Origin of the sequence: Tessaracoccus sp. SD287 (genome assembly GCF_017355265.1) — a bacterium.
Taxonomy (GTDB): domain Bacteria; phylum Actinomycetota; class Actinomycetes; order Propionibacteriales; family Propionibacteriaceae; genus Aestuariimicrobium.
This window is the reverse complement of sequence record NZ_JADIJQ010000019.1, coordinates 1-14,870: the sequence shown is the minus strand read 5'-3', so window position 1 is coordinate 14,870 and position 14,870 is coordinate 1. Positions and strand designations below refer to the sequence as shown.

Annotated in this window: 13 protein-coding genes; 3 read left to right on the top strand and 10 right to left on the bottom strand. The window is 69.4% G+C overall.

Annotated elements, in window-relative coordinates:
* Positions 1-12: 12 nt before the first annotated feature.
* The gene (dapE, locus tag IPV09_RS09000; RefSeq protein WP_207474908.1) at positions 13-1,095 is read right to left on the bottom strand and encodes a succinyl-diaminopimelate desuccinylase; all 1,083 of its coding nucleotides are present in this window, start codon (positions 1,093-1,095) and stop codon (positions 13-15) included.
* A 63-nt stretch (positions 1,096-1,158) separates the two neighbouring features.
* Between dapE and IPV09_RS08995 the strand changes: the two genes are divergently transcribed.
* Positions 1,159-2,418, top strand: a complete 1,260-nt coding sequence (locus IPV09_RS08995; RefSeq protein ID WP_207474907.1) for an alkylhydroperoxidase domain protein — start codon at positions 1,159-1,161, stop codon at positions 2,416-2,418.
* A gap of 4 nt (positions 2,419-2,422) precedes the next feature.
* Positions 2,423-3,379, top strand: a complete 957-nt coding sequence (gene dapD / locus IPV09_RS08990; protein WP_207474906.1) for a 2,3,4,5-tetrahydropyridine-2,6-dicarboxylate N-succinyltransferase — start codon at positions 2,423-2,425, stop codon at positions 3,377-3,379.
* A 1-nt stretch (position 3,380) separates the two neighbouring features.
* Here dapD and IPV09_RS08985 read toward each other — a convergent pair whose 3' ends face one another.
* From IPV09_RS08985 to IPV09_RS08975, 3 genes are read right to left on the bottom strand one after another with little or no spacing between them, the layout of a single operon-like run.
* On the bottom strand, positions 3,381-4,172 hold the full coding sequence (locus tag IPV09_RS08985; protein WP_207474905.1) for an ABC transporter ATP-binding protein: 792 nt from the start codon (positions 4,170-4,172) through the stop codon (positions 3,381-3,383).
* Positions 4,169-5,077, bottom strand: a complete 909-nt coding sequence (locus tag IPV09_RS08980) for an ABC transporter permease (RefSeq protein ID WP_207474904.1) — start codon at positions 5,075-5,077, stop codon at positions 4,169-4,171. Before IPV09_RS08980 ends, IPV09_RS08985 begins: the two co-directional genes overlap by 4 nt.
* 5 nt (positions 5,078-5,082) lie before the next feature.
* Entirely contained in the window at positions 5,083-6,060 is a 978-nt protein-coding gene (locus IPV09_RS08975; RefSeq protein ID WP_207474903.1) for an ABC transporter substrate-binding protein, read from the bottom strand.
* Positions 6,061-6,186: 126 nt separating this feature from the next.
* Here IPV09_RS08975 and IPV09_RS14655 point away from each other — a divergent pair, with 126 nt between their 5' ends.
* On the top strand, positions 6,187-7,059 hold the full coding sequence (locus tag IPV09_RS14655) for a hypothetical protein (RefSeq protein WP_370590264.1): 873 nt from the start codon (positions 6,187-6,189) through the stop codon (positions 7,057-7,059).
* 73 nt (positions 7,060-7,132) lie between these two features.
* Here IPV09_RS14655 and IPV09_RS08965 read toward each other — a convergent pair whose 3' ends face one another.
* The 6 genes from IPV09_RS08965 to IPV09_RS08940 all read right to left on the bottom strand — a co-directional run bounded on the left by IPV09_RS08965 (position 7,133) and on the right by IPV09_RS08940 (position 14,536).
* Positions 7,133-7,597 (bottom strand): Hsp20/alpha crystallin family protein, encoded by a 465-nt coding sequence (locus IPV09_RS08965; RefSeq protein WP_207474902.1) that lies wholly within the window; start codon positions 7,595-7,597, stop codon positions 7,133-7,135.
* A gap of 110 nt (positions 7,598-7,707) precedes the next feature.
* Entirely contained in the window at positions 7,708-8,814 is a 1,107-nt protein-coding gene (gene dapC, locus IPV09_RS08960; protein ID WP_207474901.1) for a succinyldiaminopimelate transaminase, read from the bottom strand.
* Positions 8,811-9,131, bottom strand: coding sequence for a ferredoxin (gene fdxA, locus IPV09_RS08955; protein ID WP_207474900.1), 321 nt, complete (start codon positions 9,129-9,131; stop codon positions 8,811-8,813). The genes dapC and fdxA overlap by 4 nt, the downstream gene beginning before the upstream one ends.
* A gap of 44 nt (positions 9,132-9,175) precedes the next feature.
* A complete protein-coding gene (locus IPV09_RS08950) occupies positions 9,176-10,948 on the bottom strand; it encodes a VanW family protein (RefSeq protein WP_207474899.1) in 1,773 nt (590 codons plus the stop codon).
* 91 nt (positions 10,949-11,039) lie between these two features.
* Complete coding sequence (gene pepN / locus IPV09_RS08945; RefSeq protein WP_207474898.1) at positions 11,040-13,523, bottom strand: aminopeptidase N; 2,484 nt, start codon at positions 13,521-13,523, stop codon at positions 11,040-11,042.
* Positions 13,520-14,536, bottom strand: coding sequence for a PfkB family carbohydrate kinase (locus tag IPV09_RS08940; protein ID WP_207474897.1), 1,017 nt, complete (start codon positions 14,534-14,536; stop codon positions 13,520-13,522). Before IPV09_RS08940 ends, pepN begins: the two co-directional genes overlap by 4 nt.
* Positions 14,537-14,870: the final 334 nt, after the last annotated feature.

Below are 14,870 nucleotides of genomic sequence, written 5' to 3'. Positions count from 1 at the left end.
TTGGTCGTTCGGTCAGGCTGACAGCCAGCGCTGCAGGACGGTGTGGCAGGTCTCCAGGTCTGCCGCCGGGCAGAACTCGTCATCGGCGTGCGCCTTGCCGGGGTCCGCGGGGCCGAAATTGACCGCCGGGATGCCCAGGTCACTGAAGCGCGCGACGTCGGTCCAGCCGTACTTGGCGCGGGGCGCGACCCCCACGGCCGCGACGAAGGCCGCCGCCGCTGCACGATCGAGGCCCGGCCGGGCACCGGGGGCCATGTCGTCGAACTCAAGCTCCCAGCCGGTGAAGTGCTGGCGCATCAGGGCCTCGGCGGCCTCGGCGTCCTTGTCGGGGGCGAAGCGGTAGTTGACGGTGACCTCGGCCGCGTCGGGCACGACGTTGCCGGCGATCCCTCCCCCAATGGCGACCGCATTGAGCCCCTCCCGGAACAGCAGGCCGTCCACCTCGATCTCGCGTGCCTCGAACTCGGTGATGCGGGTCAGGATCGGCGCCAGGTCATGGATGGCGTTGTGCCCGAGCCAGGACCGGGCCGAGTGGGCCGCCACGCCACGGGTGCGGACGGCGAACCGGGCGGTGCCCTGGCAGCCGCCCTCGACACCGGCGCTGGTGGGTTCCATCAGCACGGCGAAGTCAGCGGCCAGCAGGTCGGGCCGCTCCCGCCCGACCCGGACCAGCCCGTTGCGGGCGGACTCGACCTCTTCGCAGTCGTAGAACAACCAGGTGACGTCCCGGCTGGGTGCGGTCAGCGCCACGGCGTTCTTCAGCGCGACGGCCACCCCACCCTTCATGTCGCAGGTACCGCGGCCATGGATGCGCACACCGTCGGGGCCCTGTTCGGTCCAACTGGGCAGGTTGTTCGCCACCGGCACCGTGTCGAGGTGACCCGCGATCACGACCCGCTCGGGGCGTCCGAGGTGGGTGCGGGCGGCGATGGTGTTCCCGATCCGGGTCACCTCGAGGTGCTCGCAGCCCCGCAACACCGCCTCGACCTGGTCGGCAAGTGCGTCCTCGTTGCCGCTGACAGACTCGATGTCGACCAGCTGGCGCAGCAGGGTGACGAGGTCGGCGGACGGGTCGATCGAGGTGGCGGTGCTCATGACATCGAGACTAGTGCCCCCACCCGGGGGAATGCAGACCGACCGATCGGGGTTGGCCAGTGCATGACCGACATCATCACCGTGCTCAGCGGCATCGCCCCCGACGGGATCCTGGCCCGCACCCGCACCCAGCGCCAGCAGGCCCTGGACAACGCCCAGCGCAGCTTCGAGTCATTGCTGGAGCCGATCAACCCGGGCACGTTCAGCTTCGGTGAGCGCTACGCGGTGGCCGCCTACGTCGCCGGCCTGCACCGCGACCAGGCCGCCTTTGACTTCTACTCCGAGCTGCTGCTCGACGACGCCCCCGCGGCCCTGCGCGAGGCCGTCGCCGCCGCGGTCAGCGAGGGCCTGTCCACCGGACCGGCCGGCAGCTACCGCGAGACCGGCCTGGTTGCCGAGTCCGAGCCGGTGGCCTCGGTGCGTCACGACGCGGCAGCCCTCGGTGGGCGCCTGGCCGCGGCCTTTGACGCGGCGCACCTGTGGGTCTTCCACCCCCGCGACTCCCGCCCGGAGGTCCTGGGGCACCTGTCCGGGGCCGGCTGGAGCGCCGACGACCTGGTCAGCCTGGCCCAGTTGGTCAGCTTCCTGGCCTTCCAGCTGCGGGTGGTCCACGGCCTGCGGGTGGTCGACGGCACCGCCCAGATCGTCCGTGACGCCACCCGGGTGTCGCCGTCCGCCGAGGTGGACTGGCAGCTGTCCGACGTCGGCTTCCCGGTGACCACCTACCCGGGCATCTCGGCCCCCGACGTCTTCGTCAGCCACTCCCTGGGCTGGCGTCCCTGGGCTCCCCCGGTCGCCAAGGCCGACCTGACCCCGGCGCAGCTCGAGGCACTGGTCGAGCCGCGGCGTGCCGACATGCCCTACTTCCGGCTGCTGGCCCGCGACCCGCAGGCGCTGAAGGCTCGCACCCTCACCGACAACGACATCTTCTACAACGTCGAGGGCGGCCTGGGCCGGGCCGAGCGTGAACTCAGCGCCGCCGCCACGTCTCGTCTCAACGGCTGCGTGTTCTGCGCGTCGGTGCACGCGAACTTCGCGATCGAGCAGTCGGGCCGCGACACCGACGTGGCGCGACTGCTGGCCGAGGGCGTCGAGGCCGACCTCGGTTGCGAACTGTGGAACGCGGTGGTGGCCGCCGCGACGGCACTGACCCGCACCCCCGTCCAGTTCAACCAGGGCCACGTCGACCGGCTGCGCTCGGCGGGGCTGGACGAGGCCTCGGTGCTGGACGTCATCAACAGCGCCGCTTTCTTCAACTGGGCCAACCGGCTGATGCTGGGTCTGGGCGAGCCGGAGGCGCGCAGGGTGGCTCCCCTAGGATGACCCCATGACCCAATCGCGTTCCCATGATGAGTTCCGCCGCCCCGCCTGGGGTTGGGGGCTGGCCACCGTCCACGAGTCCGGACAGGTGCTCGACACCTGGTTCCCCAACCCCCAGTTGGGGCTGCCCGGCGACCAGGACCTGGCCCCCGCCGAACTGATCTCGTCCAGGACCGATGACGAGACCCGCCGGGTCGAGGTGCGGCTCGTCCAGACCGTGATCGACCTGGACGCGGCCCCGGCGGACACCTCCGACGCCTACCTGCGCCTGCACCTGCTCAGCCATCGCCTGGCCCGTCCGCGCACCATCAACCTGGACGGCATCTTCGGTGCGCTGCCGAACGTGGTCTGGACCTCGGCGGGGCCCTGCGCGGTGGAAGGCTTCGAACGCACCCGGGTCGCGCTGCGCGGCAACCGCGGCCACGTCACGGTCATCTCGGTCGACAAGTTCCCGCGGATGACCGACTACGTCACCCCCTCGGGCGTGCGGATCGCCGACGCCGACCGGGTGCGGCTCGGTGCCCACCTGGCGGCCGGCACCACCGTCATGCACGAGGGCTTCGTCAACTTCAATGCCGGCACCCTGGGCACCTCGATGGTCGAGGGACGCATCTCGGCAGGTGTGGTGGTGGGTGACGGCTCCGACGTCGGAGGCGGGGCCTCGATCATGGGCACCCTGTCGGGCGGCGGCGACGAGGTCATCAGCATTGGCGAGGGCTGCCTGCTGGGTGCCAACTCCGGCGTCGGGATCTCGCTGGGCAACAACTGCGTGGTCGAGTCGGGCCTCTACGTCACCGGCGGCACCAAGGTCACCCTGGCCGACGGCTCGGTCGTCAAGGCCAAGGAACTGTCGGGCAGCCATGACGTGCTGTTCCTGCGGGACTCGCAGACCGGCCAGGTGTTGGCCAAGTCGCGCACCGGCCGGTCGGTCGAGTTGAACGACGCCCTGCACGCCAACGACTGATTCAGTCCCCCAGCAGCATCCGGTCGGCCAGTTCGCCGCGGTGGCTGCTGAACTCGGCCATCAGGTCCTCGGGCGTCCGGGTGGCCTTCTGCTCGGCGGCCAGGTCCAGGACGATCTGGCCGTCGTGCATCATCAGCAGCCGGTTGCCGTGGGCCAGCGCCTGGGACATGTTGTGGGTCACCATCAGGGTGGTCAACTGGTGCCGGGCGACCCCCTCGTCGGTGAGCCGCAGGATGAGGGCCGCGCGTTCAGGGTCCAGGGCAGCGGTGTGCTCGTCCAGCAGCAGCACCTCGGGCTGGACGAAGGTCGCCATCAGCAGGCTCAGTGCCTGCCGCTGGCCGCCTGACAGCAGGCCCACCTTGAGGGTGAGCCGGTTCTCCAGCCCCAGTTCCAGCCGGGACAGCTCCTCAGCGAACAGGGCCCGGCGCCTGCGGGTGACGGCCTGGCCCAGACCACGCCGACGTCCGCGTTCGAGGGCCACCGCCAGGTTCTCCTCGATGGTCAGGTGCGGTGAGGTGCCGGCCATCGGGTCCTGGAAGACCCTGCTGACGAATCCGGCGCGGCGGTGCTCCGACATCCGGGTGACGTCGCGGCTGCCAATGGTGATCGACCCGGCGTCGGGGCGCATCCGTCCCGAGATGATGTTCAGCAGGGTCGACTTGCCGGCGCCATTGGAGCCAATGACGGTGGCGAAGTCGCCCTCGGCCAGGGTGAAGGACAGGTCGCGCAGGGCGACGCGCTCGTTCACCGTGCCGGGGAAGAAGCTCTTGGTGAGCTGGGTGATCTTGATCATGCGGGCACCCCACGGGTCGGTTCGGCTGGGGCGGGCGACCGGCGCCTCATCCGGAAACGTCGGATCGGTGCCCACTTCGGGATGAGCAGCGCCGCGACCACCAGCAGCGCCGAGATCAGCTTCATGTCGTTCGGGTTCAACCCGTTGTCCAGGGCGATCTGGATGGCCAGGCGGTACAGCACCGAGCCCAGGGCGGCGGCCGCGATGGCCTGCCAGAGCCGGCTCATCCCGAAGATGGCCTGCCCGACGATCACCGAGGCGAGTCCGGCCACGACCAGGCCGATGCCCATCGAGATGTCGGCGTAGCCCTGGTACTGGGCGACCATGGTGCCGCAGAAGGCGACCAGGCCATTGGACAGGGCCAGACCGGCGATCTTGGTCCAGGCGGTGTTGATGCCCTGGCTGGCGGCCATCTGCTGGTTGTCCCCGGTGGCGCGGATGGCGACACCGTAGGCGGTGCGCAGGAACCAGAACAGCACCAGCACGGCCAGCGTCGAGACCCCGGCCAGGATGAGCACCGACCACCACGTGCCCATCAGCCCGGCCTCGCGCAGGGGCGTGAACAGGGTCCGCTCGCGCAGCAGCGACAGGTTGGCCTTGCCCATGATGCGCAGGTTGATCGACCACAGGCCGATCTGGGTGAGGATGCCCGCCAGCAGCGGGTTGATCCCGCCCCAGGCGTGCAGGGCGCCCGTGATGAACCCGGCCACGACCCCCGCCCCGGTGCCGGCGACCATCGCCAGTACGGGGGCGGTGCCGCCCACGATGAGGACGGCCGCCGTGGCCGCCCCCATCGTGAACGAACCGTCGACGGTCAGGTCGGGGAAGTCGAGCACCCGATAGGTGAGGTAGACGCCCAACGCCATCACGGCATACAGGAAGCCCACCTCGAGAGCTGTCACCATCAGGTTCAGCCCACCGTCTTCGCGGCCCGCGAGACGACGGCTGCCGGAATCGTGGTGCCCTGCTTCTGGGCAGCAGCCGGGTTGACGACCAGGTCCAGTTCCGTCTGGAACGACACCGGCAGGTCACCGGCCTTCTTGCCGTTCTTCAGGATCTCGACGGCCAGCTTCGCGGTGTCCTTGCCCTGCTGGTAGTAGTCGATGGAGATGGCCGCTGCGGCCCCCTTGTCGACCGAGTCGGCGTCGGAGGTGACCACGATGGCCTTCTTCTTCTCCGCCTCCTGCAGCAGCGCCTCGATGGCGGCCACCACATTGTTGTCGTTGCCGACGTAGAAGGCGTCGACGTCCAGGGAGGCAGCCGCCTGCTGCACCTCGTTGGAGTTGGTGACGGTCACCACCTTGATCTCCAGCCCCAGATCCTTCGCGGCCGCCTGGGCCTGCTTGGTCTGGATCTCGGAGTTCGCCTCGGAGGAGGTGTAGACGATGCCGACCGTCTTGGTCTCGGGCTTGATCTCCTTGATCAGCTCGAGAACGGGCTTCGGCGGGTTCCAGTCGGAGGCACCCGTGACGTTCTTGCCGGGCTTGTCCACGTTGTCGACCAGCCCCGCGTCCACCGGGTCAGTGACGCCGGAGAACAGGATGGGACGATCGGTGATGGACTGGACCAGGGCCTGCGAGGGCGGGGTCGCGATCGAGACGAACAGGTCGTTGTCGGAGTTGGCGAAGGTGCTGGCAATGGAGTTCAGGGTCGACTGGTCACCCTGCGGGTTCTGGAAGTCGTACTCGACGTTCTTGCCCTCTTCGTATCCGGCGTCCTTCATGCCGTCCTTGAACCCCTGCCAGATGGCGTCCAGGGACGGGTGTGACACGATCGTGACGCCACCGATCTTGACGGTCTGGTCACCGTCGGCGGCATCGTTGCCGCCGCATCCGGTGAGCAGGACGGCGGTGGCAACCACGGCCGCAAGTGCTGCTGTGAGACGCATGCGCGTTCCCTTCGTTGGGCCCAGGCTGTCGACGCGGGCGGGCTCACCAGAACTTAGTGCGGGCAACGCCGGGGCCGAGCCCCTAGTCAAGGGTTGGACAGCGGCACCGTTGCCTACACTGGCACGGTGCGTTCTGTGACAAGCCGACTCCTGATCCTGTCCACCTGTGTGGTGCTGGTGGTGGTTGCCGCGCTCGCCGCCGCCTGGGGGCTGCGGATGCTGCTGCCCGACGGGTCGGACCCGGCCCCCCGGCCGGTCACCCAGGGCTGCGTGGCCACCGCCGACGGCAGCAGCGCCTTCCTCAGCCCCGAACAGAGCAAGTGGGCCTCGGTGATCGTGGCCGAGTCGATCCGTCGCGGCCTTCCGGCCCGGGCGGCGACCATCGCGCTGGCGACCGCCATGCAGGAGTCCAGTCTGCGCAACATTGACTACGGCGACCGCGACTCGGTCGGGTTGTTCCAGCAGCGGCCCAGCCAGGACTGGGGCACCGTCGAACAAATCATGGACCCGTGGTACTCCAGCGGCAAGTTCTACGAGGCACTGGTCAAGGTGAAGGGGTGGCAGACCGGCGACATCAATGACGTCGCCCAGAAGGTGCAGCGCTCCGGGGTGCCGGAGGGCTACCGCAAGCACGTCGAGGAGGCCAGGGTGTTGGCCAGTGCCCTGACGGGGCACAGCACCGCTTCGCTGTCGTGCGCGGTGCGCGACTCGGCGGCGCCCTCGGCGAACCTGCTGCCCCAGGTCCTCGACAAGGGGCTGCGGGGCAAGGTCACGGTCGCCACCGCGGACAAGGTCTGGACGATCACCGCCGGCGACGCCACCAGCGCCTGGGCCGCGGCCCACCTGTCGATGGCCAACCTGCGCGACGCCGGGGTGCGTTCCATCGCCGTCGGCGGTGCCGGTGGTGTCCAGACCTGGACGATGGACCCCGTCGCCTACGCGCCGTGGGACGTGACCACGCCGGTGCAGCCGACCACGGTGACCCTCACCCTGGGCTAGGACGGCGTGGGCCCGGACGACGACCGGCGCCCCCGGGGACGGGGGCGCCGGCGTCGGTGTCAGTGTCGAGGGCTCAGGCCTGCTGGTCCTGCTCGGCGCTGACCTCTCCGTGGATGGTGTCGCCGACCTGGTGGTGCTCCGTGCGGCGCTGCACCTGGATCTTGCGAGGCTTTGCCTCCTCGGCGACCGGGATCGTCAACTGCAGGACGCCGTCGACGTACTCACCGCTGACCTTGTCGAGGGCGAGTCCTCGACCCACGGTGATCTGCCGGGCAAAGGTGCCGAAGCCGCGTTCCCGGGCGACCCACTCGCTGCCCTCGGACAGTGACTGCGCCCGCCGTTCGGCGCGGATGGTGATGGTGCGGTCCTCGATGTCGACGTCGATGCTGGCCGGGTCGACCCCCGGCAGGTCGAAGTCGGCGCGGAACGTGTCCCCGTCGCGGTAGAGGTCCATCGGCATGCCCAGACTCTTGGTCTGGTTCAGCGTCTGGTTCACGAAGGACTGCAGTTCCTTGAACGGGTCGTAGTAGGTGGGCATGGGAAAACTCCTCCTGTGTGTCTGGATGCCTTCCGGGTTCGTACCGGAGTTCTCTTACCCATAGTTAACACCCAGAACAGGGAAAAATTCCAGAGTTGAGCCGACCAGACTCAACCCATCAGTCGGGTTGCTGCGGCCGCGATCCGTTCGTCGCTGGCGGTGAGTCCGATCCGGACGTGCTGGGTGCCCGCGGCGCCGTAGAAGTCGCCGGGTGCGACCAGGATGCCGCGCCGGGCCAGCCAGTCGACGGTGGCGCGGCAGTCCTCCCCGCGGGTGGCCCACAGGTACAGCGCACCCTGGGAATGGTCGATGCGGAACCCGGCGTCGCGCAGTGCGGCTGCCAGCACCTGGCGCCGGGCCCGGTAGCGCTCGCGTTGTTCAGCCACATGGGCCCGGTCGCGAAGCACGGCTTCCATGGCCCGCAGCACGGGGGTCGGCAGCATCATGCCGAGGTGCTTGCCGAGGCCCAGCAGTTCGGTGATGATGCTTGGGTCGCCGGCGGCGTAGCCGGCGCGGTAGCCGGCCATGTTCGACTCCTTGGAGGTCGACATGGCCACCACGATCCCCTCGACCGAACCGCCATTGAGGTCGCGGTCGAGCATGGACCAGGCACGGCCCTCGTAGACGAACTCGCCGTAGCACTCGTCGGAGGCCAGCACGGCCCCGACAGAGCGGGCGTAGTCGATCCAGGCCCGCATCAATTCGGGTGACATCACCGCGCCGTGCGGGTTGGCCGGGGAGTTCACCCAGATCAGCCGGGGGGCACCGGGCTGGCCCGGCCCCGGAAGGAGTTCCGGCGCGTCGGACTCGACGACCGTCACCCCGGCGAATCGTCCCCCGACCAGGTAGGTGGGATAGGCGGTGGTGGGGATGACGATGGTGTCGCCGGCGCCGAGGTCGAGCAGTTCGGGCAGCATGGCGACCAGCCACTTGGTGCCGATGACGGGCAGCACCCCGGTCTCGGGCAGCTCCACGCTGTTCCAGCGGGTCACCAGGTGGTCGATGATCGCCCGGCGGAGCTGCGGGTAGCCCCACACCTGGGGGTAGCCGTGCGCGTCAGCGGCAGCGGTCAGGGCCGCGATGGCGACACCGGGGGTCGGGTCGACGGGAGTGCCGACCGACAGGTCGACGATGCCGTCGTCGTGGGCAGCGGCGACGGCCTTCGCCTCGGCGATCGTGTCCCAGGGGAAGACCGGCAGGCGATCGAGACGGCTCACTCGCCCTGTGGGGGCAGGGCTGCGACGAAGGGGTGGTCCTTGTCGATGACACCGAGCTTGGCGGCGCCGCCGGGCGAACCGATGCCGTCGAAGAACTCGACGTTGATGTCGAAGTAGTGCTTCTGCTCCTCGGGGATGTCGTCCTCGTAGTAGATGGCCTCCACCGGGCAGACGGGCTCGCACGCACCGCAGTCGACGCACTCATCGGTCTGGATGTAGAGCATCCGGTTGCCCTCATAGATGCAGTCGACGGGGCACTCGTCGACACACGCGCGGTCCTTGATGTCCACGCAGGCCTCACCAATGATGTAGGGCACGTCCACTCCTCAATATCGCGTCGTCCTTGCGGACGGGGTCGTGGTCATCCTACCGCGCAGGTCACCTTGGGTGTGGCGGCGTACTTCCATGAGAAGGGTTCGCGCTTGACCACGGCACCGTTGCGATAGAACAGCCGCTCGTAGTTCACGGTGAAGCCCGGCGAGGCACTCTGCGGCTCGCAGTCCTTGGCCTTGCTGGTGATTGGTGGCGTGTCGTAGTAGTCGATGGGCGTCAGGGGCGTCGACTCGACCTTCTGCCACACCTTGGTCGACCAGATCTTGACGGTGATCGAGCCATTCTTGCCGGGGGCCGACTTGTTGACGAAGGCCTGGATGAGGACCCCGTGGTCGGTGTTGTTCTTGAACTTCAGGTCAAGCTGCCCGTAGTACAGGGTGGCCTCCCGGCCGGCCGGGTAGCGCGGGAAGTAGAGGGTGTGGGGGTGGTGCTCGACGTCCTCGAGGCCGGCGAAGAAGATCGCGTTGAACACGGTGGTGGCGCTCTGCGAAATGCCGCCGCCGGTCTCCTTGACCAGACGCGATCCCTGGATGACGTAGCCGTCGACGTAGCCGTTGGCCGGGGTCCGCGGGCCCAGGGTGTCGTTCATGCTGAAGGTCTCACCGGGCAGCACCAGCTTGCCATTCATGCTGGCGGCTGCGCGGGACAGGTTGGTGTTGCGGTAGTCGGCGTGCGGGAAGGTGGTGGTGAACTCCCCGGTGACCTCCTTGACGCCCAGCTTGGTGGCGTCCTCGGTGCTCAGCTTGGCGGGCGCCTTGGTCACCTTGACGCTCACCGTGCGGTCAGCGCCGCTGGCGGTGATGGCGGGCTGCACCAGCTTCACGAAGTCCTCCTTGTCGACGGTCATGCCGTCGGTGGAGGGCACCACGGTCGGCTTGCCGCCGGCGAAGGTGAAGCGCGCATCCTTGCCCTTGGTCAGACCCAGCTTGGTGATGGCCTTTTCGGCGTCGGCCCAGATCTTGTCCATGTCGGTGGCCGCCGAGATGGTGCCGTCCTTGACCGGGAAGCTGGTGGCTGCGGCGATGGAGGAGACGTCGATGGGGAAGGTCTTGCCGCCGTCGAGCTTGACGGTGACCGGGCCGGACAGCGCCTTGTCCGCGTACTCGACCTTGACCTTGTCCACCTCGTCGCTGGTGATGGCCGGGTCCTCGAGCAGCAAGGGTGCGGTGACGGTGTTCTGGGTGCGCCAGGCGTCGATGACCAGGGCGGCGGCGGCCTGCTGGTCGAGGGTCGCCTTCTGCACGCTCGGGGTGGTGACGACCTTGATGCCGTCCAGGCGGATGGTGGCGTCCTTGCCGGCGACCTCAAACTTCGGGGCGATCGTGGCCATCGTGGCCGTGACCTGGTTCTCGTCGACGACGGTGACCGGCTCGAGCGGCCCACCGCCCGACAGGACGTTCCAGATGTGGGTGGGGTTCCACGACTTGCCCGCACCGGCATTGCTCACGGTGGCATCGAAGTCGACGGTCATGCCCGACTCGGCCGGGACGACGGTGGCCGAGGTGCCGTCGGCGGTCAGGGTGATGGGGGTGTTGAAACCGTCACCGAGTTCGGCGGTCAGTTTGGCGACCGCCTCGTCGTGGCCCAGACCGCCGATGGCGACGCCGTCGACCGAGGCGTTCTTGGGGGTCTTGTCACCGGCCATCAGGTAGCCCACGACGTAGGCGCCGCCCACCAGCACGGCCAGCACGGCCACGATGGTGGCGACGACCAGTCCCTTGCGTCGCGGCCGTGGGGCCGGCTCCTGGACGGGCAACTGACGGGTCGGATCGTCATCGGGCGTGTGCTTGTTCTCGGTCAAGACGTCCTCTTCCTGGCATGGCGTGCGTGAATCAGCGGCAACGGAGCCCGGCAGGCCTCAACGTCGGCGCGCACCGATCGCGGGCCTCATTCTACGTCAGGACGGGTCGAGAACCCATTTGGGCGTTGTTGCCCGGGCGCTGCGCCGCGAGGATCTGGTCGGTGCGGGCCAGTGCCTCGGCGACCGGACGCACGAGCACGGGCGAGAGGGCCGGGTCCTCCTCGAGGTCGACCAGCACCGCTCGCGTCGTCGCCGACGCGTGCGAGGTGGGTGCCGAGGACTTCACCAGTCGGGGCAGCACCCATCCCGTCCGGGTCTCTGCCAACGCCCTCACTCCCCTGGCCCAGTCGTCGACCATGTCGGCGGTCAACGCGTGCTGTTCGGGCAGGAACAGGTTCTCGGCGATCGCGTACAGCTCGTAGTTGCCGAGGTCCTCGCCGGCCACCAGCAGGCTCAGTGCCTCGCGCTTGGCCTCGGCGTCCGGCAGCGCGGTGCGCGCCCGGCGTGCCGCCACCCGTCCGCTGGAGGTGTGGTCGCGGGCGTACTCGTCGCCAATCACCACCGGGTCGGCACCCAGCATCACCAGCCGGTGCACGGCCAGCCAGCGCAGGTCCTGGTCGAGCCCGAGGCCCTGCGGCAGCCGGCTGCCCGCCAACCAGTCGGTCAGCAGGTCCAGGTCGGACGAGGCGGCGAGCAGACCACGCGCCGCCGCCAGTTGCTGGTCGGAGCCGGCTGGTGCGGCCTCCAGCAGGCGCTGGGCGACATCGGCGAGGCGGGCACGGGCCGTGGCCCGCTCGTCGGCGACGATCCAGTCCCCCGACAGGTCGAGCGCCCAGACCAGCATGGCTGCCACGATGCCGGGTTCGCGCTCCCCGACCAGGCTGGCCAGCAGCGCCTCGAGCGCTGCCCCCGCCCCGACCTCGGCGTGTCGCACCCCGTCGCGCAGCGCGTTGTAGAGCACCACGCGGGTGGCGGGGTCAGCCACCGACGAGATGACGGGCAACTGGGCGAACGGCACCGAGGGGCGTATCCGCGCCCAGGTCTGGTCGCCGGCGTCGGGCACCAGCACGGCGGCCTGGTCCGGCGCCGGGAGCGGCTGGCGGTCGCCGGCCACGACGATGGGGGTGCGGAAGATCTCGGTGCCGTCGGCGGCCAGCCCGGCGACCTCGATGGCGTGGGTCCGCCTGGCCGGGTGCTGCTCGGGTGCCAGCCGCAGGATCGCGGGCTGGTCCCCGGGGTCGACGCCCAGCACGTCCATGTCCTGGGTGAGCAGCCACTGCGCGGCCCAGTCGTCGAGGCCCTGGGCGCCCGCTTCGGTCCAGCAGGCGAGCAGCTCGGCCGCCGAGGCGTTGGCATAGGCGTAGCGCTCGAAGTAGGCCCGCAGCCCGCTCAGGAAGACGTCATCGCCCATCAGGGTGACCAGCTGCCGCAGCGCCGAGGCGCCCTTGGCGTAGCTGATGCCGTCGAAGTTCTCCAGTGAGGTCTGCGCGTCCTCGGCGCCATTGCCGGCGATCGGGTGCGAGCCGGGCCCCTGGTCGGCCTCGGCGCCCCAGTTCTTGCGGGTGATGCCGAAGTCAATCCACAGGTCGGCGCGCCCAGTGGCGGTGATGACGCGGTGCGCCATGTACTCGGCGAAGGACTCGTTGAGCCACAGGTCGTCCCACCAACGCATGGTGACCAGGTCGCCGAACCACTGGTGGGCCATCTCGTGGGCCACGAGTCCGGCGCGTGACATCACCTCGGCCCGGGTGGCCGCGCCCCGGAACAGCACCTGGTCGCGCAGCACGACGCAGCCCGGATTCTCCATGGCGCCGGCGTTGAAGTCGGGGACGAAGGCCTGGACGTAGTCACCGAACGGGTACCTGACCCCGAAGAGTTCGTGGTAGGCGTCGAAACAGTCCCGGGTGACGGCGAACAGGTCGTCGGCGGCGCGGTCCAGCTCGGCGCGCATCGAGGCGCGCGCCAGCAGTTCCAGGCGGATGTCGTCGTGGGTGTGCTCAAGGGCGGCGTACGGCCCGGCGACCAGGGTGACGAAGTAGCTCGACAGGGGTCGGCTGCGTTCCAGGGTCCAGCGTCGTCCCTGGTGGCTGGCGACCGGCGCGTTGCCACGGACGATCCAGTCGTCCTCGGGCACGGTGACGGTGAACTGGTAGGTGGCCTTCAGGTCCGGCTGGTCGAAGCAGGCGAACCACCTCGGGGCGGCGTCCAGGAAGCTCATCGCATAGAGGTAGGTGCGGCCGTCACTGGCGTCGACGTGGCGGTGCAGCGCCTCCCCGTCATTGCTGTAGGCCAGTTCAGCGGTGACCTCCAGGGTGTTGCGCTCAGCCAGGTCGTCGAGTCGGATGCGTCCGTCGGTGACCTGCTCGGGCGGGACGGGGGCGCCATTCAGGACGGCGTGCACGGCGCCGGTGGCGATGTCGGCGAAGGTGGAGTGGCCGGCGACCGCGGTGAAGGTGAGCACGGTATGACTGGTGAACGTCGCGCCCGTGCCCAGGTCGAGGGAGACGTCGGCGTGGACCTCACTGATCGTCCGGGCCCGGGTGGCGGCCTCGTCGCGGCGCAGACTGGTGGTCATCGGCGGCTCCATTGGTGATGGGTGGCTATGTCGGCAACGAAGGCGTAGTCGGCGGCCAGACCGCTGTCGGCCGGCAGGTTGGCGACCCACTGCCACAGCTCGCCCAGGGTGGGTGAGGTGATGGCCCCACCGGGTCGGGCGACGGTGAGCGAGGCCATGGCCACGGCCAGCTTGAGTCGCTGCTCGAGGGGCCAACTGGTCAGCAGCCCGGCGGCCCACCCGGCATTGAACACGTCACCGGCACCGGAGGCGTCAATGACGGTGACCGGCAGCGAACCGACCCTGATGACGTCACCGGAGACCTGGTCCAGCGCGATGGCTCCGTCGCCGCCCATGGTGATGACGGGTTCGGGGACGTACTCGGCCAGCGCCAGCAGGGCCGCGTCGGGGTTGTCGGTGCGGGTGTAATGCAGTGCCTCGGTGAGGTTCGGGGTGAACGAGCGGCAGTGGACCAGGTCGGGCAGCGCCGCGAGGTCCCAGGCGCCCGATTCGTCCCAGCCGCAGTCGCCGATGACCAGGGTGCCGTGGGCGGCCGCCTCGGCCAGCCATGGCATCGCGAACGGTTGCAGGTGGGCGATGGCGACCGCGGCCCGGGGGTGTTCGCGCTGGCGCAGCACGCACGCCCCGGGGTGCGGGGTCTCGGCGGTCACCATGGCCCGGTCGTGGGCGTAGTTCAGGATGACCGTCAGCGGGGTCTGCCAGTCGCGGTGGATCAGGCAGTTGCGGGTGTTGACGCCCTCACGTTCCAGGGTTTCCAGCATGCCGCGGCCCAGGGTGTCGTCGCCGACGTCGCTGACCATGCCCACGTCCAGGCCGATGCGGGCCGCAGCAATGGAGGAGTTGGCGATGCCGCCCGGCACCGCCAGGTACGGCGCGGTGCGCAGTTCTCGTCCCGGCTGGGGGCCGTCGGCGGGCAGACCACTGAACACCATGTCATTGAAGAACAACCCCACCGCCAGCAGTTCGAACGCTGCGGTCTCGAACTGGGGGCTGGAGGCGTCATTGGTCTGCACGGGGCCACGTTATCGCTCGCCGCGGGATTGCCGCCTGTCGGGGATTGAGCTGGCATGAGCATGTGCATGGTTGTGCTGCGGCATGCAGGGTTGACGCGCCCGCGGGTGACGCGCCCGCGGGCGAGCCCGCCGAGGTCGAGCGACCGATGTCCACGAGCTCGGCGTGGCGCCTGACCGACCTTGACGGCGCGGTGTCGCCCGGCGCTTCGAGAATTGGGTCCTCGAAAGTTTGTACCCAGCTCTTGTGTTCTGCATTCGTACGTGTGTACGATAGAGCATGGACAGAGTCGACCGGTGGATCCACCGCACCGAACAGGCCGGGCAACTTGCCGGC